The 20,478-nt window shown below is 74.9% G+C and carries 17 protein-coding genes; 9 read left to right on the top strand and 8 right to left on the bottom strand.

The window, feature by feature from the left end:
* Positions 1 to 36: 36 nt before the first annotated feature.
* The gene (locus ACIOHG_RS34880) at positions 37 to 1,491 is read right to left on the bottom strand and encodes a choice-of-anchor A family protein (protein ID WP_400956883.1); all 1,455 of its coding nucleotides are present in this window, start codon (positions 1,489 to 1,491) and stop codon (positions 37 to 39) included.
* 224 nt (positions 1,492 to 1,715) lie between these two features.
* Here ACIOHG_RS34880 and ACIOHG_RS34885 point away from each other — a divergent pair, with 224 nt between their 5' ends.
* Entirely contained in the window at positions 1,716 to 2,369 is a 654-nt protein-coding gene (locus tag ACIOHG_RS34885; RefSeq protein ID WP_400956886.1) for a 4'-phosphopantetheinyl transferase family protein, read from the top strand.
* A gap of 29 nt (positions 2,370 to 2,398) precedes the next feature.
* Here ACIOHG_RS34885 and ACIOHG_RS34890 read toward each other — a convergent pair whose 3' ends face one another.
* Positions 2,399 to 2,893: a hypothetical protein gene (locus ACIOHG_RS34890; protein ID WP_400956888.1), complete on the bottom strand. Its 495-nt coding sequence runs from the start codon at positions 2,891 to 2,893 to the stop codon at positions 2,399 to 2,401.
* Between the two features lie 154 nt (positions 2,894 to 3,047).
* Entirely contained in the window at positions 3,048 to 3,866 is an 819-nt protein-coding gene (locus ACIOHG_RS34895; protein WP_400956891.1) for an inositol monophosphatase family protein, read from the bottom strand.
* 93 nt (positions 3,867 to 3,959) lie between these two features.
* On the opposite strand from ACIOHG_RS34895, the gene ACIOHG_RS34900 reads away from it, so the two are divergent.
* Together ACIOHG_RS34900 and ACIOHG_RS34905 are read left to right on the top strand one after the other, a co-directional pair.
* Positions 3,960 to 4,937: an Lrp/AsnC family transcriptional regulator gene (locus tag ACIOHG_RS34900; protein WP_400956894.1), complete on the top strand. Its 978-nt coding sequence runs from the start codon at positions 3,960 to 3,962 to the stop codon at positions 4,935 to 4,937.
* 62 nt (positions 4,938 to 4,999) lie between these two features.
* On the top strand, positions 5,000 to 5,236 hold the full coding sequence (locus tag ACIOHG_RS34905) for a DUF2277 family protein (RefSeq protein ID WP_400956898.1): 237 nt from the start codon (positions 5,000 to 5,002) through the stop codon (positions 5,234 to 5,236).
* Here ACIOHG_RS34905 and ACIOHG_RS34910 read toward each other — a convergent pair.
* Positions 5,205 to 5,693: a DUF2269 family protein gene (locus ACIOHG_RS34910; protein ID WP_400956901.1), complete on the bottom strand. Its 489-nt coding sequence runs from the start codon at positions 5,691 to 5,693 to the stop codon at positions 5,205 to 5,207. The two genes, ACIOHG_RS34905 and ACIOHG_RS34910, sit on opposite strands and share 32 nt — an antisense overlap.
* A 247-nt stretch (positions 5,694 to 5,940) precedes the next feature.
* Here ACIOHG_RS34910 and ACIOHG_RS34915 point away from each other — a divergent pair, with 247 nt between their 5' ends.
* The 5 genes from ACIOHG_RS34915 to ACIOHG_RS34935 all read left to right on the top strand — a co-directional run bounded on the left by ACIOHG_RS34915 (position 5,941) and on the right by ACIOHG_RS34935 (position 10,087).
* Complete coding sequence (locus tag ACIOHG_RS34915; protein WP_400956903.1) at positions 5,941 to 6,321, top strand: sortase-dependent protein; 381 nt, start codon at positions 5,941 to 5,943, stop codon at positions 6,319 to 6,321.
* Between the two features lie 3 nt (positions 6,322 to 6,324).
* Entirely contained in the window at positions 6,325 to 7,167 is an 843-nt protein-coding gene (locus tag ACIOHG_RS34920; protein ID WP_400956906.1) for a class F sortase, read from the top strand.
* A gap of 147 nt (positions 7,168 to 7,314) precedes the next feature.
* Positions 7,315 to 8,145 (top strand): hypothetical protein, encoded by an 831-nt coding sequence (locus tag ACIOHG_RS34925; RefSeq protein WP_400956909.1) that lies wholly within the window; start codon positions 7,315 to 7,317, stop codon positions 8,143 to 8,145.
* Positions 8,142 to 8,861, top strand: coding sequence for a two-component system response regulator CseB (gene cseB, locus ACIOHG_RS34930; protein WP_400956911.1), 720 nt, complete (start codon positions 8,142 to 8,144; stop codon positions 8,859 to 8,861). Before ACIOHG_RS34925 ends, cseB begins: the two co-directional genes overlap by 4 nt.
* Entirely contained in the window at positions 8,858 to 10,087 is a 1,230-nt protein-coding gene (locus tag ACIOHG_RS34935) for a sensor histidine kinase (RefSeq protein ID WP_400956914.1), read from the top strand. The genes cseB and ACIOHG_RS34935 overlap by 4 nt, the downstream gene beginning before the upstream one ends.
* 79 nt (positions 10,088 to 10,166) lie before the next feature.
* Here ACIOHG_RS34935 and ACIOHG_RS34940 read toward each other — a convergent pair whose 3' ends face one another.
* Positions 10,167 to 10,697 carry a hypothetical protein gene (locus ACIOHG_RS34940; RefSeq protein ID WP_400956917.1) on the bottom strand — a complete coding sequence of 177 codons (531 nt, stop codon included), beginning with the start codon at positions 10,695 to 10,697 and terminating at the stop codon, positions 10,167 to 10,169.
* Positions 10,694 to 17,413 carry a ricin-type beta-trefoil lectin domain protein gene (locus ACIOHG_RS34945; protein WP_400956920.1) on the bottom strand — a complete coding sequence of 2,240 codons (6,720 nt, stop codon included), beginning with the start codon at positions 17,411 to 17,413 and terminating at the stop codon, positions 10,694 to 10,696. Before ACIOHG_RS34945 ends, ACIOHG_RS34940 begins: the two co-directional genes overlap by 4 nt.
* Before the next feature lie 49 nt (positions 17,414 to 17,462).
* On the opposite strand from ACIOHG_RS34945, the gene ACIOHG_RS34950 reads away from it, so the two are divergent.
* The gene (locus ACIOHG_RS34950; RefSeq protein WP_400956923.1) at positions 17,463 to 17,738 is read left to right on the top strand and encodes a hypothetical protein; all 276 of its coding nucleotides are present in this window, start codon (positions 17,463 to 17,465) and stop codon (positions 17,736 to 17,738) included.
* Between the two features lie 422 nt (positions 17,739 to 18,160).
* Here ACIOHG_RS34950 and ACIOHG_RS34955 read toward each other — a convergent pair whose 3' ends face one another.
* On the bottom strand, positions 18,161 to 19,792 hold the full coding sequence (locus tag ACIOHG_RS34955) for an acyl-CoA dehydrogenase family protein (RefSeq protein WP_400956926.1): 1,632 nt from the start codon (positions 19,790 to 19,792) through the stop codon (positions 18,161 to 18,163).
* Positions 19,792 to 20,388, bottom strand: coding sequence for a TetR/AcrR family transcriptional regulator (locus ACIOHG_RS34960; RefSeq protein ID WP_400956928.1), 597 nt, complete (start codon positions 20,386 to 20,388; stop codon positions 19,792 to 19,794). The genes ACIOHG_RS34955 and ACIOHG_RS34960 overlap by 1 nt, the downstream gene beginning before the upstream one ends.
* Positions 20,389 to 20,478: the final 90 nt, after the last annotated feature.

The following is a 20,478-nucleotide window of genomic DNA, read 5'->3' on the forward strand; positions in this document are numbered from 1 at the left end:
CGTGCTCACTGCCTGCTCAGCAGGTGCTCACCGCGCTCAGCCGTGGCGACCGCGGCCGCGGCGGGCCAGCGCGATCACACCGCCGCCCAGTGCCAGCAGCACCGCGGCGGCCCCCGCCGCCGGCGCCACCAGTCCGTCACCGGTGCTCGGCAGCGACGGCCCCCCGGGCGAGGGCGGCACCGGCTTCGGCGTCCCCGGGGTGCTCCCGGACGGCGCCGGCCCGGAGCTGCCGCTCCCGCTCGGCGACGGCGAGCCGGAGGACGAACTCGGGCTCGGGGCCGGGCTGTTGCTCCCCGAAGGCGAGGACGAGGGCGACGGGGAGGGGCTCGGGCCGGTCGAACCGCTCGCCGACGAGGACGGGGACGGCTTGGTGCTCTCCGACGGCGACGGGCTCGGGCCGGTCGAACCGCTCGGCGAGGACGACGGCGAGGGGCTGATGCTGTCGCTCGGCGAGGTCGACGGGGTCGGGGTGGTGCAGACCGGCAGGTCGCCGTCGAACGGGTAGGCGTGCAGCTCGGTGCCGCCGCTGCCCTCCTGGACCAGGTTGCCCGCCAGGTAGACCCGGCCGTTGGTGCCGGGGGTGGAGACGGTGACGGTGCCGTCCGGGTTGCCCGACATGATCGAGCCCTGGAACTGGGCGCCGCCGGTGATGGTCGCCGCGGCGGCCTTCGGGATGTTCCACATCAGCCGGGGCCGCATGTCCGTCAGCTGGTCGCCGGGGAAGCCGCTGCCGGTGTTGGTGCGGATCAGCACGGGGTCGGGGCCGACCATGTTGACGATCACCGTGGCGCCCGCCGGGATGCCGGCGAACACCAGGTCGGCGGCGGCGCCCGTCGGGTTGCCGATGTTCCGGTCGACGTTGAAGACCTGGCGCATGCTGGTGCCGTCGCCGGTGAAGGTGTAGAGGTTGCCGTCCACCTTCAACGTGCCGGTGGCCGTCTGGTCGGCCATGCACGTCGAGTGGTCCTCGATGATCCGAGTCAGCCCGGTGTAGGCGTCGATCGCCGCCGGGTCCTTGCGCACCGTGCCGGGGGCGACCGTGTCGATCGTCCCGGCCCGGGTGGTGCCGTAGACCAGGTTGCCCCCGCGGCTGCCCTTGGAGTCGGAGCCGCCGACCTCGATCCGGTTGCCGGTCTTCACGTCCACCGCGCCGCCGACCGTCACGAAGTCGGAGCCCGACGGCGGGGGGACCCGGGAGCCGACGCCGACCACGCCCATGTTGAACAGGCCGCCGCCGTCGGACTTGTCGACCGTCAGGTCCTTGACCGTGACGATCTTGCCCTCGGCCTCGGCCGCCCGGCCCTGCACCCGGTAGTTGCCGCCGACGTAGACGTTGACGGTGCTGTCGGAGCCCGCGAAGTCGCCGTTGTGCGGCGGGTTCGGGTACGGGTTCGGGCAACTGCCGACGCAGGGCCCCAGCGGCGGGGCCAGCTGGTCGGCCTGGCCGATCGTGGCCAGGGCCAGCACCGGAGTGGCAACGAGGGCGGTCACCGCCGCGAGCCTGAGCAGCGGATTCCTGGTTCGGACGCCGTGTCGCACGGCCACCCCTCTCGTTTGACGGTGGGTCACGGACAGCAGACCCGGCCAGCAAAAAGGTTTCGCGGCGCGTACTCCGGCCACTCGGCCCCGGACGCGCCGGGAAGTCGTTCGAACGGACTATTTTGGGAGTCCGCCGCCGCACCCCGCGGCGCCCGCCCGTCCGGACGAGGAGCCCCGTGCCGAACCCCCCGCTCGCCGTGCTCGCCACCACCGCCGGCGTGCTCGCCCGGCCCGACGCCGACGAGCGGCTGCTCGCCCCGTACGAGCGCGAGCGCGCCGAACGCTTCCGGCGGGCCGCCGATCGGGACGACTACCTGGCGGCGCACCTGCTGGTGCGGTTCTGCGCGGCCGCGCAGCTCGGCGTCGAACCGGCCGACCTCGCCTTCGGCCAGCACTGCCCCGGCTGCGGCGGGGACGGGCACGGGCGGCCGCTGCTCACCGACCGGCCGGGGACGTGGCTGAGCCTGTCGCACACCAACGGCATCATCGCGGCGGCGGCCGCCCCCGTCCCGATCGGCGTGGACGTCGAGCACCTCGGTCCGCGCACCACCGATCCGGTGACCCTCGGGCACGTCCTGACGGCCGCCGAGACCGCCCTGGTCCGGGCCCATCCCGAGCCCACCCGGGCGTTCCTGCGCCAGTGGGTGCGCAAGGAGGCACTGATCAAGCTCGGGCGGGCCACCCTCGACTCGCTGCCCGAGCTCGACCTCTCCGCCCTCCCGCTGGACCCGCCCGCCACCCACCGGCACGAGGACCTGCACTTCCTCGAACTCACCACCCCCGACGCGGTGTTCACCGCCGCGGCCACCCTGCCGATCACCCTGGGGTAGCTGCGGCCCGCCGTCCGGCCGGGACGGTTTCAGAGAATCGTTTCTGCACGCGCGCCGGGCACCAGCGGCCCGCCGGACAGCCCGTGGTGGTGCACCGTCCGGGGCTGACGTACCGTCAGCGCAGGAACGTTTCTGCACGTGCGGGCTTCGACCTGCTCGGCGTCCGGCCCCGGGGGCAGCTCGCCGAACGCCGCGGCGAACAGTTCCTCCGCGCGCTCCTCCCGAACCACCCCGTCCCGCCCGGTCTCGTCCCGCAGCGTCTCGCGGGCCGCCTCCCGCACCGCCTCGCGGGCCGGCTCGCGCTTGCCGTTCCAGATCGCCTCCAGGCCGAGCAGGTGCCGCAGTTCGCCGATCCGGTCCTCGATGCCCTCGGGCTGCGCGGCGAAGACCCCGCCGACCGGTTCGGGTTCCGGCGACGAGGGGGGCGCGGGCGGCTTCGGGCGGTCGATACTCTCCATCCTGGTCTGGAAGTCAGCTTGAATCCGGTCCATCTCGGCCAGAAAGCTGTCCAGCAGGGTGCGCATCCGTGTCCTCCTGTGGCTGTGCCGGTCGCCGGTGTCCGCCGCACAGCGGTGAGATCGGGTAGTCGTTCTTGATCAGATCCGGAATTCCAGACTCCACAACGAGCCCGGTCCGGTAGGGAAACGCCATTCGACCGATATCACCCGAACAGACCCCTTACATCCGCTTCGCCCCTTCCTGCTCCGGGGTCCCGACAGCCCGCAGCACCCGCAGCAGGTCCGCGTGCGCGCCCGGGGCGGCGGCCACGAAGGAGGCCGCGCCCGGGGTCCAGGGGCGCCCCTCGGCGTCGGTGACGGCGGCGCCCGCCTCGGCGGCCAGCAGGGCGCCGGGGAGCAGGTTCGCCGGGTCCGCGCCGTACTGCCAGAACAGGGTGAGGTGGCCGGAGCCGACCTGGGCGGCCTGCAGCGCGGTGGGGCCGAGGTTGCGGACCGCCGGGACGTGCGGGAGGACCGCGGCGAGCGAGGCCCCGGCCGCCCGCAGCGCCGCCGGGTCGCCGGCCGCGCCGGGCGGCTGGGAGGTGGCGGCGACGGCGGTGGCCAGGCTGCGGGCCCGCGGCGCGCACGGCACCCCGTCCAGCCGGGTGCCGCCGCCCGCGCACGCCGTGTAGGTGGCGCCGAGCAGCGGGGCGTGCACCACCGCCAGCACCGGGGCGCCGTCGCGCAGCAGCGTCGCGGTGACCGCCCACTGCGGCAGGGCGCTCAGGTACTGGACGGCGCCGTCGGTGGCGTCGCAGACCCACCACTCCCCCGCCGCCGGGACCTCCCGGGCCCACTCGTCGCCCCACCACCCGGCCTGCGGGCGCAGCGCGCCGAGCCGTTCGCGGAGCAGCGCCGCGGCAGGCCGGTCGTACCGCTCGAAGGCGGCCAGCGCCTCGGCGGGGGTGGCGGCGTCGAGCGGTTCGGCGGGCTGCCGCGCCCGCAGCAGTGCGCCGACCTCGCGCACGGCGGTCTCGGTCGCGTCCAGCAGGTGTCGCACGGGTCCTCCTCGGGTCGGGTGTGGACCGAGGTGTACCGTCGGGGCGGCCTTCCGGGACGTCGGAGGGCCGGGAAGCGGCGGAGATCGGACACCATGGACACCTCGGCGGCGGATCCGGACGGCGTGCTGGACGCGCTGGACCGGCGGCTGGTGCACGCCCTCCAGGTGGACGGGCGGGCGGAGAACGGGCGGATCGCCGAGGTGCTGGGCGTGTCGGCGCGGACGGTGGCCCGGCGGCTGGGGCGGCTGTTCGGGACGGGCACCGTCCGGGTGGTGCGGATGCCGGACACCCGGGCGGCCGCGCTGGGGGCGCTGCTGCTGCGGGTCCGGGTGCTGCGCGGGCGGGTGGACGCGATCGCGCTGGCCCTGGCGGCCCGGGAGGACGTGCCGTTCCTGGACGTGATGCTGGGCGGCCAGGAGGTGTCGGCGGTGGTGCTGGGCGGCGCCGCCGACCGGGACCGGCTGCTGTACGGGCAGCTCCCGGCGACGGACGCGGTGGTGGAGTCGACGGCGTACGCGGTGCTGCACCTGTTCGCGGACGCCTCCGCCTGGCGCTGCGGGCAGTTGACGGCGGATCAGGAGGCGGCGCTGGCCCCGCCCGCGCCGAGCACCGCCCCGCCGGAGCCGGACCCGCTCGACCACCGGCTGCTGGACCTGCTGGCGGTGGACGCCCGCCGCCCGCAGGCCGCGCTGGCGGCGGCGCTGGGCGCGCCGGAGTCGACGGTCCGGCGGCGGCTGCACCGGCTGGCGGCGGGCGGGCTGCTGCGCACCCACGTGAGCGTGGACCCGCGGCTGCTGGGCGCGGCCGTGGACGCCAACCTGTGGCTGGACGTGGAGCCGGGGCGGCTGGCGGAGACCGGCGCGGCACTGGCCCGGCACCCGCAGGTGCACGGGGTGCTGGCGACCAGTGGGCCGAGCAACCTGATGGCGGCGGTGTTCTGCCCGGACCACGCGGCGCTGTACCGGTTCCAGACCGAGGTGCTGGGCCCGCTGGGGGTGCGGCGGGCGGAGACCGCGATCGTGGCCCGCCCGGTCAAGCGGGCCGGGGTCCGGCTGCGCCCGCCGTCCTGAAAAGCCCCCGGGCCGTCCGGAAAAGCCCCCGGGGCGTCGGTGCGGCGCGGCAGACTGGGGGCATGTGCCGAAGCATCAAGACCCTGCGCCCGCCGATGACCACCGACGCCGGTCCGGAGGACGTGCACGCGGCGGCGCTCCAGTACATCCGGAAGATCTCCGGGTTCCGGGCGCCCGCCGCGCACAACCGGGCGGTGTTCGACGCGGCGGTGGCCGCCGTCGCGGCCGCCACCGCCGAGCTGCTGGCCGGGCTGGAGGTGCGCGGGGTCACGCCCCCGTCGTCGACCCCGGCCGGATGACCATCAGGACCAGCACCACGGCCCACAGCAGGTTGAACACCCCGGCCGTCATCGGCAGCTTCTTCAGCATGCCGGTGGCGCGGGCGGTCTCGGCGTCCCGCTCCGCGTCGGCGGCGTCGAGGGCGTCGACGGTGGCCTGCTGGCCGGGCAGCACGAACAGCAGCAGCACGCCCGCGGCCAGCGCGGTCAGCACCATCGAGGCGATCAGCCAGGCGTTGCCGAGCACGCCCATCGCCTGCGCGGTGCCGACGCCGAGCAGCGGGACGGCGAGCCCGATCAGGGCGTAGACGTGGCAGATCCGCTGGAGCAGCCGCACCGATGCCTCGGCGCCCGCCCGCTCCGGCCCCTCGGTGAGGGCGGCCTTCGCGCGGCGCGGGAACATGCTCACCGCCACCGCGACCGGTCCGATGCACAGCGCGACCGCCAGCAGGTGCAGGCAGAGCAGGAACTTGGCCATCGCGGGGGCAACCCTTCACCACGACTCGGGGACGGAACGCCCGTCACGCTAGCAGCGCTTATCCGCCCCTCCGCCACCGGCGTCGAACGCGCCCGCCCGGGTATCTCGGGCGTCCGGCGGGACTGTTACGGAGCCGGGCGGTGGCCGTTACACGACCGGCGGCCCGCCGAGAGGCGCGGTTCCTAGCGTGAGCGGCGTCAACCGGCGGCCACCGGGCCGCGGGTGACGAACACTCGGAGGAACCCGAATGCCTGGTACCACGTCCGTCCGCCGTGCGGTGCGCCTCGCCCTGGTCTCGGCGGGTGTCGCCGGCGCGCTCGCGCTGCCCACCACCGCCGCGTTCGCCGACGGCACCCCGTCCCCGACCGCGCCCGCCGCCGTGGCCACGCCGAGCGCGGCGCCCTCCCCGGCGGCGACCTCCGCCACCGGCCGGGACGTCGCCCCCACGCCCGGCACCGACCCGAAGTCCGGCATCCAGGTCACCGCGGTCCCCAGGGGCGGCGCGCAGACCGGTGAGGGCACGGCCTCCTCGTCCCTGCCGCTGGTGCTCGGCACCGGGCTCGCGGCGGCCGGTGCGGCCGGCCTCGGCCTGGTCGTGCTCCGCCGCCGCGCCGGCTCCCGGGCCTAGCGGATGACCGACCGTTCCCGCCGGACCGGCGGGCGGCGGCGGAGCGCGGGCACCGGCGGCCCCGGGACGGACGGCCGCGCCGGGACACCGGTGGCGGCGGACGGGTCGGCCCGGCACGCGCTGCGGCGCCGCCCGGCCGGCGGGGACGGTCGGACCCGCGCCGGGCGGCGCCGCGGCCGGCGCCCGCGCTGGGCCCCGGCCCTGGCGGCGGGGCTGCTGGTCGCGGGCGGGGTGACGCTGCTGGCCGCCCGGCACCCGGAGGCGGCGCCGGTGCGGATCTCGGCCGAGCAGGCCGCGCCGGCCCGGGCGGCCGGGTCGCCGTCCGCCGGAACGCCGCCCCTCGGAACGCCGCCCCTCGGAACGCCGCCCCCCGCTGCCGTCCCGGCCTCGCCGCCGGTCCGGCTGGTGATCCCGCGGATCGGGGTGGACGCGCCGGTCGAGGGCGTCGGCCTGAACCCGGACGGCACCGTGGAGGTGCCGACGCCGGAGCGGGCCGACGAGGTCGGCTGGTACCGGCACGGGCCGCAGCCGGGGCAGCCCGGTCCGGCCGTGCTGCTCGGGCACTACGACACCCGCAAGGGCCCGGCGGTGTTCCACCGGCTGCCGGGGCTGCGGCTCGGTGACCGGATCGACGTCCGGCGGCAGGACGGCAGCACCCTCTCCTACCGGGTGCGCGAACTGCAGCAGTACGCCAAGAACGCCTTCCCGACCGAGCTGGTGTACGGCGACACCGCGGGGCCGCAGCTGCGGCTGATCACCTGCGGCGGCGTGATCGGCGGCGACGGCCACTACACCGACAACATCGTCGTCTTCGCCGACCCGGCACCCGCGACGCCCGCCGCCTGACGGGCCGTCGGCGCGTCCGGCCGCCCGCAGTCCCGACCGGGGCCGCGGGCGGCCGGACGCGGTGGTGCGAGACTGGCCGCTCCCCCGTACCCGTGCTCCCCCCGACTCCCCGACCGCCCCCGACCGCTCCCGAAAGGCGCCCCCGACGTGAGGACCCGGCCGACCGTCCGCCGCCCACCGTCCGGCCGGCTCCCGGCCGCACTCGCCGCGCTCGCCGTCCTGCTCGCCGCCCTGCTGGCCGTCACCGGCTGCTCGGCGTCCGGCGGGCTGCGGGACGCCGGGGAGACCCGGCCGGTCCGGGCCCATCCGAGCCCGCTGCCGCTGTGGCCGGACGCGGCGGCCGCCGCCCCGGCGAGCGCCCCGCAGGTGGCGGCCGACCAGCCGGCCCCGGCCCCGCTGCCCGGGCTGGGCGCCGACTCGCTGACCGCGCTGGACGCCCGCACGGTGCTCGCCAAGGACCCGGAGCTCGGCCCGGGCGAGCGGGCGGCGCTGGACGGCGGCTGCCCGGGCTGTGCCGTCCGGGACGCCCAGTACCGGGACCTGGACGGCGACGGCAGCCCCGAGCTGCTCACCGCCGTGCTGACCGGCGCCGACTCCGGGCGGGCCGTGCTGCACGTCTACCGGCTGCGCGGCCGGGACGTGCTGCCGGTGCTGTCGGTGACCGCCCTGCCGGGCTTCACCGCCGAGACGGTCGGCGCGGACCTGGTGGTGCACGAGCCCACCGGGCAGGCCGCCGAGACCAGCAGCACCTACCGCTGGAACGGCGTCCGGCTGGCCTTCGCCGACCGGCGGATCAAGGCCACCGGCCCCGTCCAGGACGCGCCCGGCTGCCCGCCGGAGGCGGCCGTGCCGTCCCCGGCCCCCTCCCGCCCGGCGGTCGCGCCGTTCCCGGCCGCCACCGCCGCCCCCACCGCCGCCCCGGCCGCCCCCGCCACCCGGGGCGAGGCCCCCCGCCCCAGCCCGACGAGGACCCGATGACCGCTCCCGTGCCCGGCGCCCCGCGCATCCTGCTGGTCGAGGACGACGAGGTGATCCGCGAAGCCACCCAACTCGCCCTGGAGCGCTACGGGTTCCCGGTCGAGACGGCGGCGGACGGCCTGGAGGGCCTGGAGCGGTTCCGGGCCGCGCCGCCGGACCTGCTGCTGCTCGACGTGATGCTGCCGCTGCTGGACGGCGTCGGCCTGTGCCGGCGCATCCGCGAGGAGAGCCAGCTGCCGATCCTGATGATGTCGGCCCGCACCGAGCCGATCGACGTGATCTCCGGCCTGGAGGCCGGGGCCGACGACTACGTGGTCAAGCCCTTCGAGACGGCCGTGCTGGTGGCCCGCATCCGCACCGTGCTGCGGCGCACCGGCCTGCAGCCGGCCGGGCCCGCGCCCGCCGCGGCCCCCGGGGCCGGGGCCGGGCTGCGGGTGATCGAGGACCTGGAGGTGGACACCGAGGCACTGGAGGTCCGGGTCGCGGGCAAGCCCGTCCCGCTCACCCCGACCGAGCTGCGGCTGCTGCTCGAATTCACCGCCGCCCCGGGTGTCCTGATGGAGCGTCAGACCCTGCTGGAGCGGGTCTGGGACTACTCCTGGGGCGCCGACAGCCGGGTGGTGGACGTCCACGTGCAGCGGCTCCGGGCGAAGATCGGCGCGGCCCGGATCGAAACCGTCCGCGGCTTCGGCTACAAGCTGCGGCGCACCACGTGACGCTCCGCCGGCAGATCGCCGCGGTGATCGCGCTGGTGTCCTGCCTGGTCGCCACGGCCGTCGGGGTGCTGGTCCACCGGGCCTCGGTGGACCAGCACAGCGCGCAGGCCCGGAAGTCCGCGCTGGCCGCCCTCGACACCGTGCTGACCGGCTACGACGCCACCGGGGAGCCGGTGGCGGGCTGGCACGCCGCGGTCGGCGACCCGGCGCTGCCCGCCGAGCTGCGCCGCCTGGCCGAGCGCGGCCGGCAGGGGTCGATGCTCGGGCCGGGGCCGCGCGGCCCGGCGATGTGGGCGGCCGCCGGGGCGAACGGGCAGGTGCTGTCGGTGCGGATGGACTACGCCGAGGACGCCCGGGCGATCGCCGACCTGGACCGGGCGGTGGCGGTCGGCGCCACCCTGTCGGTGCTGGTCACCGTGCTGGCCGGGGTGCTGGCCGCGGACCGGATCAGCAGCCGGCTGCGGACCGCCGCCCGCACCGCCCGGACCATCGCGGGCGGCGACCTGGACGCCCGGATCGGCCCGCTCGGCCGCTCCCGCGACGAGGTCGCCGACCTGGCCGCCGCGGTCGACTCGATGTCGGCGGCGCTGCGCGACCGGCTGGCCGGCGAGCAGCGCTTCACCGCCGACGTGGCGCACGAGCTGCGCACCCCGCTGACCGGGCTGCTCACCGCCTCCGAGCTGCTGCCGCCGGGCCGGCCGACCGAGCTGGTCCGCAATCGGGTGCGCGCCCTGCGGGACCTGACGGAGGACCTGCTGGAGGTGTCCCGGCTGGACGCGGGCGCGGAGGCCCCGGAGCTGGCCGAGCTGCCGCTCGGCCCGCTGCTGGTCCGGATCGTCACCGCCGCCGGGTCGGGGGCCGAGCTGCGCACCGGCGCCGCCGGGACGGTCACCACCGACCCGCGCCGGCTGGCCCGGGTGGTGGACAACCTGGTCGCCAACGCGCAGCGGCACGGCCGGGGCCCGGTGCTGGTCACCGCCGAGGGCACCACCGTGACCGTCCGGGACCACGGCCCCGGCTACCCCGAGGAGGTCCTGCGCGAGGGGCCGCGCCGCTTCCGCACCGGCGCCCGCGAACGCGGCGGCGGCCACGGCCTCGGCCTCACCATCGCCCAGGGCCACGCCGGCGCCCTCGGCGCCGAACTCCGCCTCGGCAACCACCCGGACGGCGGCGCCGTGGCCGAACTCCGCCTCCCCGGACCGGAGTTCCCGCCCCCGGCGGACTGACCCCGGCAACGGGGACGGCCCCCGCCACCGGGCTCCGGCCGGAGCCGGGCCCGACGGCGGGGGCCGTCCGTGCACCGGGTCAGTGGCAGGACTTCTCCACCTGCGCCCGGTAGTCCGAGAGCGTCACGGTCCCGCTCCCGTCCTTCTTCCCTCCCGACTTCCCTCCCGAGAACCGGACGATCCGGTCCGCGCCGAGCCCGGTGAGCGCCGCGGCGTCCACCGTGAAGGCACCGATGTGCGGCCGGTCGCCGCGGGCCGCCGACACCCGGACGGTGTAGCTCGCCCCTTCGCGGAGGACGGGCGGCTCCCCGGCGGCCTTCCAGCCGGGGGCGAGCGCCCCGGGGTCGACCTGGTCGGCCTTCGCGCCCGTGCTGTCCGCGTCCGCCCGCCAGGACCCGGCCTCGGCGCCGTTCAGCCGCGTGGTGACCGACACGTAGTCCATGGTCTCGTCCGGACACCTGCCGGGGTCGACCACGAGGCGCCCCTGCACCACCCGGACCCCGAACACGCGGTCCTCGGCCGGGGTGCACGCGGCCAGCAGGGGGAGCGCGAGGCAGCCGGCGGCCGCGGCGGCGGCGAAGCGGTGCCGCCGGACGCGCGGGCCGGTCATTTCCAGCCCTCCATCGTCTGGTAGCTGCCCCAGTAGAGGTTGGCCTCGATCTCGTACTTGTTGGCCAGGGCCGGGCTCCCGGTCGCCATCTTGGAGGTGGCGGACGCCATGCCGTAGTTCGCCGAGAACAGGATGGCCCCCTCCCGCGACCACTGCTCGGAGTGGACGGTCTCGTGCCGGAACAGGTCCGGCCCGTACTTCTCGGTGAAGTCCGCTCCGCGCTTCTCGGTCATCTGCCGCCGGGTCTCGGCCTCGTTCGCCAGCTGGGTGTTGAGCTCCTCCTTGCTGCCGGGGTAGAAGAGCACGTCGCCGACCGTCATCGGCTGCTCGCCGCCGGGCGAGCCGCCGTAGCAGATCACCTGCTTCTCGCCGACCTCGCAGGTTTCGGAGTTGTCCATCACCCGCGCCAGCTCGTCGGCGCCGTTGAGCTCGTTGGCCCGGCCGAAGGGCGCCCAGCCGAGGCTGTCCAGGGCCATGCCCGCCGTGGTGACGTACTTGCAGGGGCCGTCGCACGGCTTGTAGTACCCCGGCGGCGGCGAGTTCGGCGACGGGGACGGGGTGGCCTTCGGGCTCTTGGGCGGCGTCGGACCCGGGGTCGGCATCAGGCCGGACGACGGGCTCGGGGAAGGCGTCGGACCGGGCGTCGGGCCGGGCGTACCGCCGCCGCCCCCGCCGCCGTTGCACTTCAGGGCGAACGGGTTCGTGCACGTGCCGGTGCTGGGCGGGCACGGCTTCGCCCACATGCTGCCGCCGCAGCTCGGCCCCGCCGGGCCGCACTGGTCCCTGATGCCGTCCGCGCAGGGGGCGAGGCCGTCCGGGTCCGTGAGGTTCAGCGGGTTGTTGTTGCCGTAGGCGTAGGCGTTCCACTGCTGCGGGTCGCCGGGGCGGAGCAGCGGGTCGGGGTTGATGAAGCGTCCGGTGCGGGGGTCGTACTGGCGGGCGCCGAGGTTGGTCAGGCCGGTGGCCTCGTCCTTGGTGCCGCCGACGAATCCGTGCGATCCGGCCCAGCCGGTGGGCTGGGTGCCGCGTGGGCTGCCGAACGGGTCGGTGGTCCTCCTGGTCTCGGCGAGGGTGGTGCCGTCGAGGGCGAGGTTGCCGGTGCCGTGGTGGTCACTGACCTGCCAGGTGGCCGTGCCGCCCTGGCGGACCAGGCTCAGGCCGCCGGGCATCCGGTAGTAGCGGGTCACGGCCTTGGTCCTGGCGACCGTGTCGTAGGCGAGTTCGTCGCTGCCGAGGGTGATGGTGGTCTTCCCCGGGTCGCGGCGGACGAGTTGCTTGCCGTCGGCGTCGTAGACGTAGCTGGTGGCGTTGTCGGGGACGGTCCACTTCTGGCCGGCCGGGATCGTGCTGGTGCCGCAGGTGGCGACCACGGTGTCGGTGCCCGAGGTGGTGACGTCACCGGGGACGGCCAGGCACAGGCCGCTCGCACCGTTGGTGACGGTGCCGTTGGGCTGCGCGGTCCAGGTCTGCGCCGAGCTGCCGTCGCAGGTCCGGAGCTGGACGGCCGCGCCGGGGGTGGTGCCGGCGGCGGTGAGGCACTTGTTCAGGACCTTGAGCAGGTTGCCGGTGGTGGCGAACTTCTGCGCACCGCCGGCGGCGCAGTCGACGATCTCCGCGGGCGTGCCTGCGGCGGAGCCGCCGCCCTGGGTGGTGAGGCACGTGCCGCCGATGCCCTGGATCTGGACAGCGGGCCGGTAGGCGTCGAGCTTGCCCTCGGCGGTCCAGGCGAGGTCGGTGGTGCCGGTCCGGTCGGAGTACTGGGCGGCGGTGTTGCCGGCGGCGTCGTACGTGCTGCTGCCGGTGGTGTCGGTGGCACCGTTGACGACGGTGCCGGTGCCGGTAAGGGCGTGCGGGCCGCCCTGGCCGTTGCCGTTGTTGACGGTGCCCGCCGCCGGGAACGTCTGGGTGGTGGCGGTGTCCTTGCTGGTGTCACCGCTCGGGTCGTGCTGGGTGAGGCTCTTGCGGTTGCCGGTCAGGTCGTAGCCGTAGTCCTGCCAGTAGGGGGCGCCGCCGCCGACGGTGTTCTTCGCCGGGGCGACCGCGCCGCTGGTGGGCGAGGTGTTGGCGCAGGCGCCCTGCCCGCCGACGGCCGGGTCGGGGGCGAGGTTGAGCGCGCCCTTGTCCGTCCAGGCGGTGGTCAGGCGGCTCAGGTGGTCGTAGGAGAAGCACTGCAGGTCGGTGGCCGACGGCGTGTTGTCCGGGATGCTGCGGATGCCGGTGATCCGGCCCGAGGCGTCGTAGGCGTACGTGGTCTGCTGCACCGCGCCCGTCGCGGCGGTCTGCTTGTCGACGAACTGGGAGAGCTGACGCCCCGTCGACTCGTCGTAGACGTTGGTGAGCACGATCTGGGTGCCCCACGGGTTGACCGTGGTGCGGGTCGGTCGGCCGTAGGCGTCGTAGTCGTTCGACAGGTCGTACGTCGACCCGCCGAACGCGCCGTAGCCGATCAGCAGCCCGTACGCGTCGTAGTTGTAGTCGAGCCGCTCCGCGGCCGTGGTGTCCACCTGCGGCCGGTTGTCGCGCAGCAGCAGGCCGGTGACCTGGTCGTAGACGGTCTGGTAGGTGTAGGTCAGCGGGCTGGTGTCGGCCGCCCCGATCTCCGACCCCGGGATCGTGGTGGTGGCCTTGGTCGGGTGGTACGCCGTGTCGTAGGCGTTGACGGTCGAGACGTAGGCCCTGCCGGACGCCCCGCCCGTGTAGCGGGTGGTGGAGGCCGGTCGGCCCTTGGCCACGGTGTCGTAGCTGCGGGCGGTCAACTGCTTGGCGGCGTCGGTGGTCGCCCCGTCGTAGGTCGCCACCGGACGGCCCAGCAGGTCGTAGCTGGTGGTGATCGTCCGCCCCCGGGCGTCCGTGGTGGAGGCGGCCCGGCCCGCCGCGTCGTAGGCGGTGGTGCTGGTGCCGGTGTCCGGGTCGGTGACGGAGGTCTGGCGGCCCCGCACGTCGTAGCCGTAGGACCAGGTGTTTCCGGCCGCGTCCCTGCGGGTGGCGGGCTGCCCGTCGGGGTTGAAGGTGTAGGTGGTGACGTCGGCGTCGGCCGGGTTCCCGGTCGCCGTCGGGGTGCGGTACTGCCACAGCTGGGTGGTGCGGCCGAGGGCGTCGACCACCGTGCTGGTGGGCGCGGTGCCGGCGGGCGGGGTCACATCGGTGCGCTCCGCGCCCGGGTACGCCGTCGTGGTGGTGTTCTGCACGGTGCCGTAGGCCACGAACTCGGTGGTGACCGGGCGGCCCATGCCGTCGTGGACGGTGTGGGTCTGGGCCGGGATCTTCTGGGTGTTGCTCTCCTGGTAGAGCGTGGTGCCCGGCCGGGCCGCGTCGTTGTACCAGCTCGCGTTGGCGCGGATCACCCGGCCCTGCGAGTCGTACGCGGTGTCGGTGAGCAGCCGTCCGGAGTACGCCGACAGGGCGGGCGGGGACTGGGTCTGGATCGTCCGGCCCGTACCGTCCATGATCGCGGTGGCGGTCACCGAGGTGTAGGTGTCGTTGGTGCCGGCGCCGACCAGGGTGGTGGTGCTGGTGCTCGGCGGGACGACCTGGCCGTTGACCACGCCGGGGATCGCGTACGCGTAGGCGGTGTTCGGGGACAGCGAGGTGCTGCGGCCCGGGTTCCACACCGCGGTGGTCCGGCCGAGCGCGTCGTAACCGACCGTGGTGGCACGGCCGTTGGCGTCCGTCGAGCTCTTGACCAGGCCCCGGGCGCTGTTCAGGACCGTGACGGTGGTGCGACCGGTGGCCGCGTCGGCGGCTCCGGCCGGGGCCGGGGTCGTCACCGTCATGCCGGTCGGCAGCTCACCGGCCTGCGGCGCGGTGTACGCGGTCGTGGTGGTCGCACCGCCCTGGTGGGTGCTGTCGGTGGTGTTGGGGTCGGTCACCGACCGGGTCCGCCCGTAGGCGTCGTAGGTCCGGACGCCGGTGACGGTGAACGCGGCCGTGCCGCCGGTGTAGTGGTCGACGGTCTCGGCCGAGGTGGCGTCGGCCTTGGCACCGGCCTGGCCGAGCTGCTTGCCGTCGTAGTACGTCCTGGTCCAGGAGACGGTGTTCTGCTGCCCGGCGGTGGCGGTGCAGGCGTTCGCGCCACTGACGGTCAGCTCCTCCGAGACGAGGGAGGTGACCTGCGGGTCCGGGCCGGTGGCGTAGGAGGTGCGCCTGCAGGTGTCCGGCAGCCCGTCGGCGGCGGTCAGGACCGAGACGGTGCGGTTGCCGTGCGTGGCGTCGCCCGTCGTGGTGGTCGTCGTCCCGGTCCAGGACCCGTCGCTCTTGCGGGACTTGGCCACGGTGGTGCCGGTGGTGGCACCGTAGCGGGCGACCAGCGACGGCAGCCCGCTGCGGGCGTGGGTGGCGGTGGCGACCGGGCCGGTACCGGTGGTGACAGTGTAGGCCGCTATCGTGCCGCCGGCCTGCGTGAACGTGTCGGTCTCCAGCGCTCGGCCGGAGAGCCACTCGGAGTCGGTGACCTGACCGCTCATCGGCCCCGCGACGCTGACGCTGCGGGTCGTCCCGTCGGCCTTGAAGTCGCCGTCCATGCCCTGGTGGTAGGTGGCGGTGCTCTGCGCGCGCGGCCCGTCGTTGCCGTTTCCGGTGACGGTGGTGACGCTCGCGTAGCCCCGGAAGTCGTCCCAGGTGCGGTCCTTCGTCTCGACGAAGGGCGAGTTGTTGCGGTGCCAGGCCGTGCTGCCGTAGCTGTAGGCGGTGGTCATCGGGGCCGAGCCGGGTGTGCCGGGCGTGACGGTGACGGTCTTGACCGGGTAGCGCTGGAACCAGTCGTCCACCGGGTCCGCGCCCTGAACCTCGTTCGGGGTGTGCCACTTGACGTTGTAGCAGGACCGGGTGTTCGTATCGGCCGAGCCCGGCATCGAGTTGTTCACCCGCGAGCAGTCCGCCGGATAGTAGTCGATGCCGATCGTCGCGCCGGTCTCGGTGGTGATCAGCTGGATGCGCGGCCGGTTGTAGGCCGGACGGGACGGCACCAGGTTGGTGCCGTCGACCCGGTTGGGCAGCAGCATCTCGGTGAAGGACACCGGCGGCAGCGCCACCGGGGTGGACGATGCCTGGGTGTCCTTGCCGGTGCGCTGGACGCTGGCCAGCCACGGGACCTGGGTGTTCTCCGTGCTGTTCTGCACGTTCACGAAGCGGTGCGTGAGCGTGTAGACGTCGACGTCCTGGTAGGCGCCGTTGTACCGCACCTGCGTGGTGATCGAGTTGAGCCACTTCGTGGACCAGAAGGTCGGCCCGTAGTTGGTGCAGGTGCCGGTGCTCGCGCACTGCTGGTCGAGCGGGACGTCCGGCCAGTCGCCCGCGTGCGCGGCGGTCCGGTTCACCGGGTCGCACGCCAGGGTCGAGGTGACGCAGCGCTCGCCGGAGGAGAAGACGACCTTCGCCGCCGGGTTGTAGGCGCCGTTCGCCGCGATCTGGTCGGACAGCAGCTGCCCGTAGCCGATGGACTGCAGGACGCCGCCGCGGGTGTACTGCGTCAGCGTGCCGGTGCCGTTGTTCTGCGCACCGCCCCGCGCGTAGGAGTTGGTCTCCGGCGCGTACGTGTACGTCGTCAGGTTGCCGTGCGCGTCGACCACGTAGTCCAGGTTCCAGCGCCAGGCCGCCTGACACCAGGAGGACTTGCCCTTGGCGGCGTCGTAGCACGGGTCCCCGGCGTTCGGGGAGTACACCGGCACCGTCCACGCCGAGCCGGAGTCCGCGCCCTTGGTGGACGGGTTGCCGCTCGCGTCGGGCAGGTGGTTCAGGCCGAAGTAGTAGACCGTGCCGGCCGTGTCCGTAACCTTCAGGTACGAGCCGTTCCAGGTGCCGTTGGTGGCGCCGGTCAGGAACTGCACCTTGCTGCCGTCGTCCTTCTTCAGCCGCCAAGTGCACGCCGACTGCTCCAGCGTCGCCGCCGCGCCGCTCTGGCAGGACGCGTCGTCGGGCACCAGCTCACCGGAGTGGCCGCCCAGCGACAGCGTCAGGTTCGCCCCCGCCCAGCACTCGTCACCGGAGTTGGTGATCCCGGCCTTCGAGCAGGGCTTGTACGAGCGCTCCACGAAACCCGCGCCGTACTCCCAGCCGTCACCGATCCAGGACGCCTGCGCGTTCGTCGAAGAGGTCTTCCCGTCCACCGACGCCGAGTCGTAGGACAGGGACACCGACGGCGCCGTGCCACCCAGGCCCTTCGGCAGCCCGATCGGGTAGTCGTAGTCGAACGAACCCGAGGACGAACCCGACGTCCAACTCTGCGAGACGTTCAAAGGCGTCGCGGCGTAGGTGCCCGCACCGCTGGACGCACCGGACACGGCCGCCAGCACCACACCCTGCTGCGCGGAGGCCGCGCCCACGCCCTGGAGCTGCGTCCGCGCCGTACCGCCGTCACCGGGCAGCACCACGTCCGCCGTCAACTGCTTGGCAGTGGCGTCGAGTTGCGACTCCACCGGAGTCTGCCTCCGGCACTCCTCGTGCTGCGGCGTCGTCAGCGCACACGCCGGCAGCGCCACCAGCCGCACCCGCGACGCCCAGTCCGCACCGTAGGCGGGGGCGAGCTTCGCCAGGTCGAGCGAGACCCGCACCGGGCCGTCCCCCGAAGCCCCGGCCGCCCGCGACAGCGCCACCACCGGGCCCGGGATCCCCGCCGCACCGGCCGTCTTCGGGTCGACCACGTCGACCCCCACCGACTGCTCCGCCACCGCCGAGCCCGCCAGCGGCGCCAGCGCCACCGGCAGACCCGCCGCCTGCACCGCCGCACCCGCCTCCGGAACACCCGAACTGCGCTTCGCCGCAGGCGACTTGGACAGCCTGACGTCCGCGTGCCCCTTCGGCACCGCCACCGGCTTCGCCGGCTGCCACACCGGCGGCACCGGATGCGCCGGCTTCACCGCACCCAGCAACGCCGCGTCCCGACCGTCCACCGACGCGGTCCTCGCCAACGGCGTGTTCGGCGGCGACCACTTCCGCGACCAGTCCGGCCCCGCAGCAGCCACCGACACCGGCACCAGCAGCGAGGCGACGACGGCCCCGGCGGCCAACGCGGCGAACCTGGTCCGGTACTTCGGTGGGGATTGAGCCGCTTGACGATATGTCAGCTGCTTTGCCCTTGACATGCTTTGCACCCCTATTGTCCGGATCAGAAAACTGACCGACGATCAGGAAAATGGCGGTGCAGCGTACCAAGGGCAGGTCAATTCAGGGCGCTGAAATTTCCAACGGCAGCGGAGTGATGCAGGTCACGTTCGACTCCGAAATCGTCCATTGCCGCCGCATAGGTGACGCGGCGCCAAATGTCGCGCAAAGACACCATTCACCTGCACAACTCCGGGAAATTCGACCCCGTTCGGCCGGGCGGGCTGCGACCGGACAACCGGGCGGACATTTGATCGATCCGCCCCGAATTCCGGCCCACCCGTCCGATTGGGCACAGCCGAAACAATCCCGCCCAAATCGCCGCGGAGAGAACGGCGGGGCGTGCCCCGCCTGCTCCGACGGCCTCAGGGGAGTTCGGGAATCCGGCCGAGGATCGCGGCGATGTCGAGGCCGGTGGGGAGGGTGCCGTAGGCGAGGCCGCCGCCACCGGCCAGGCGGGTCGCGGTGAAAGCCTCGGCGACGGCGGGGTGGCCGTGCCGGAGCAGCACGGAGCCCTGGAGGGCGAGGGCGAGCCGTTCGACCAAGTGGCGGGTGCGGTACTCCAGTTGGTCGGGGTCGGCGAGATCCTTGCGAAGAGCGGCCAGCGCGGTGTCGTAGTGCCGGTCGAGGCCGCTCGCGGCGTCGAGTTCGGCGAACACGGCCGCCACGCTCTCGGGTTGGCGGGCCATCGCGCGCAGCGCGTCCAGCGCGGCGACGTTGCCGGAGCCCTCCCAGATCGAGACCAGCGGGGCCTCCCGGTAGAGCCGGGGCATGCCGGACTCCTCGACGTAGCCGTTGCCGCCGAGGCATTCGAGGGCTTCGGCGGCGTGGCCGGGGCCGCGCTTGCACACCCAGTACTTGGCGACGGCGAGGCCGAGGCGGCGCAGCAGCGCCTCGCCGGGGTCGCCGGCCAGCGCGCGGTCGGTGGCCTCGGCGAGGCGCAGGGCGATCGCGGTGGCGGCCTCGGACTCGACCACCAGGTCGGCGAGGACGTTGCGCATCAGCGGCTGGTCGACCAGGGCCTTGCCGAACGCCCGCCGGTGGGTGGCGTGGTGGAGGGCGCGCAGGGCGCCGTAGCGCATCGCGGAGGCGGCGCCGACCGTGCAGTCCAGGCGGGTCATGTTGACCATCTCGATGATGGTGCGCACGCCCCGGCCCTCCTCGCCGACCAGCCAGCCCACCGCGTCCTCGTACTCGATCTCCGCGGAGGCGTTCGACTTGTTGCCGAGCTTGTCCTTGAGGCGCTGCAGGCGCAGCGCGTTCCGGCTGCCGTCGGGCAGGACGCGGGGCAGCACGAAGCACGACAGGCCGCCGGGGGCCTGGGCCAGGGTCAGGAACAGGTCGGACATCGGGGCGGAGGTGAACCACTTGTGGCCGGTGAGGCGGTGGGTGCCGTCGCCGGCGGGGACGGCGCTGGTGGTGTTGGCGCGGACGTCGGAGCCGCCCTGCTTCTCGGTCATCGACATGCCGGCGATCAGGCCGCGCTTGCCGTGCGGTTCGCGCAGGCCGAAGTCGTACTCCCGGGCGGCGAGCAACGGCTCGTACTGCTCGGCGAGTTCGGGGCTGGTGCGGAGCGCGGGGACGGCGGCGTAGGTCATCGAGACGGGGCAGGTGTGGCCGGCCTCGACCTGGCCCCAGACGTAGAACTTCGCGGCCCGGGCGGTGTGCGCGCCGGGGCGGCCGTCGCGCCAGGGGGCGGCGTGCAGGCCGTGTTCGACGGCGGTGCGCATCAACTCGTGCCAGTACGGGTGGAATTCGACCTCGTCGACGCGGTGGCCGTAGCGATCGTGGGTGCGCAGCACGGGCGGGTGGTCGTTGGCGAGGCGGGCCCAGTCGGCGGCCTGCTCGCTGCCGGCGAGCCGGCCGAGGGCGTGCAGTTCGTCGGCGGCCCAGCCGGCACCGGCCCGGTCGAGGGCGGCGAGCAGGGTGGGGTCGGCGGCGACGTCGTGGCCGTACGGGTCGGGCACCTGGTTGGTGACCTCGTGGGTGCTTGCCATCAGTGCCCTCCCAGGGCGCGCAGGGTGAAGGTGACCAGTGCGGGCAGCACCGCCTCGGGCGGGCGGCCCTCGGTGAGCGGTCCGACCAGGGCCTCGGCGACGCCGCCGACGATCGCGGCGGCGGTCAACTCGGCGGGCTGGGCGGGGAGTCGGCCGAGCGCGACGGCCCGGTCGATCCGGACGGCGATCAGGTCGCGGAAGGCCCGGCGGAAGACCAGCCGTTCGGCCTCGACCGCCGGGTCGGCGGGTTCGGCGAGCAGGGCGCGGGCGAGCCGGGGCGCCTGGAGGGCGCGGGCGGCGAAGGCGCCGACCAGGGCGGCGATGCCGTCGAGCGGGTCGGCGGCGCGTTCGGCGGCCTCGGTGACGGCGGCGATCTCGCGGCCGCAGACGGCACGGAACAGGGCGACGGCCAACTCGGCCTTGCTGCCGAAGTGCTGGTAGACGCTGCCGGTGGCGATGCCCGCCCGCTCGGCGACGGCCGCCATCGAGCAGGCCGCGTAGCCGCGGTCGGCGAGCAGCGCGGCGGCGGCCCGCAGGACGGCTTCGCGCCGGTCGTCGAGCCGGGCTTGGACGGCGGGGGTGCGTCGGTAGACCACGGCAAGGATTGAAGCACCGATTCACTGCTTCAGGAAGGGCGCGCGGCGGGGGCGCAGGCATCCGCCCGGAAACGCATCCGAGCGGGGACG

It is taken from the genome of Kitasatospora sp. NPDC088134 (assembly GCF_044741705.1).
Taxonomy (GTDB): domain Bacteria; phylum Actinomycetota; class Actinomycetes; order Streptomycetales; family Streptomycetaceae; genus Kitasatospora.

What these genes read in the sequence shown, in the direction of transcription:
- ACIOHG_RS34910 (WP_400956901.1), bottom strand. Translation starts at nt 5,693, where the DNA reads ATGGCCAAGTTCCTGCTCTGCCTGCACCTGCTGGCGGTCGCGCTGTGC.
- ACIOHG_RS34915 (WP_400956903.1), top strand. Translation starts at nt 5,941, where the DNA reads ATGCCTGGTACCACGTCCGTCCGCCGTGCGGTGCGCCTCGCCCTGGTC.
- ACIOHG_RS34920 (WP_400956906.1), top strand. Translation starts at nt 6,325, where the DNA reads ATGACCGACCGTTCCCGCCGGACCGGCGGGCGGCGGCGGAGCGCGGGC.
- ACIOHG_RS34940 (WP_400956917.1), bottom strand. Translation starts at nt 10,697, where the DNA reads ATGACCGGCCCGCGCGTCCGGCGGCACCGCTTCGCCGCCGCCGCGGCC.
- ACIOHG_RS34905 (WP_400956898.1), top strand. Translation starts at nt 5,000, where the DNA reads ATGTGCCGAAGCATCAAGACCCTGCGCCCGCCGATGACCACCGACGCC.
- ACIOHG_RS34890 (WP_400956888.1), bottom strand. Translation starts at nt 2,893, where the DNA reads ATGCGCACCCTGCTGGACAGCTTTCTGGCCGAGATGGACCGGATTCAA.
- ACIOHG_RS34955 (WP_400956926.1), bottom strand. Translation starts at nt 19,792, where the DNA reads ATGGCAAGCACCCACGAGGTCACCAACCAGGTGCCCGACCCGTACGGC.
- cseB (WP_400956911.1), top strand. Translation starts at nt 8,142, where the DNA reads ATGACCGCTCCCGTGCCCGGCGCCCCGCGCATCCTGCTGGTCGAGGAC.
- ACIOHG_RS34900 (WP_400956894.1), top strand. Translation starts at nt 3,960, where the DNA reads ATGGACACCTCGGCGGCGGATCCGGACGGCGTGCTGGACGCGCTGGAC.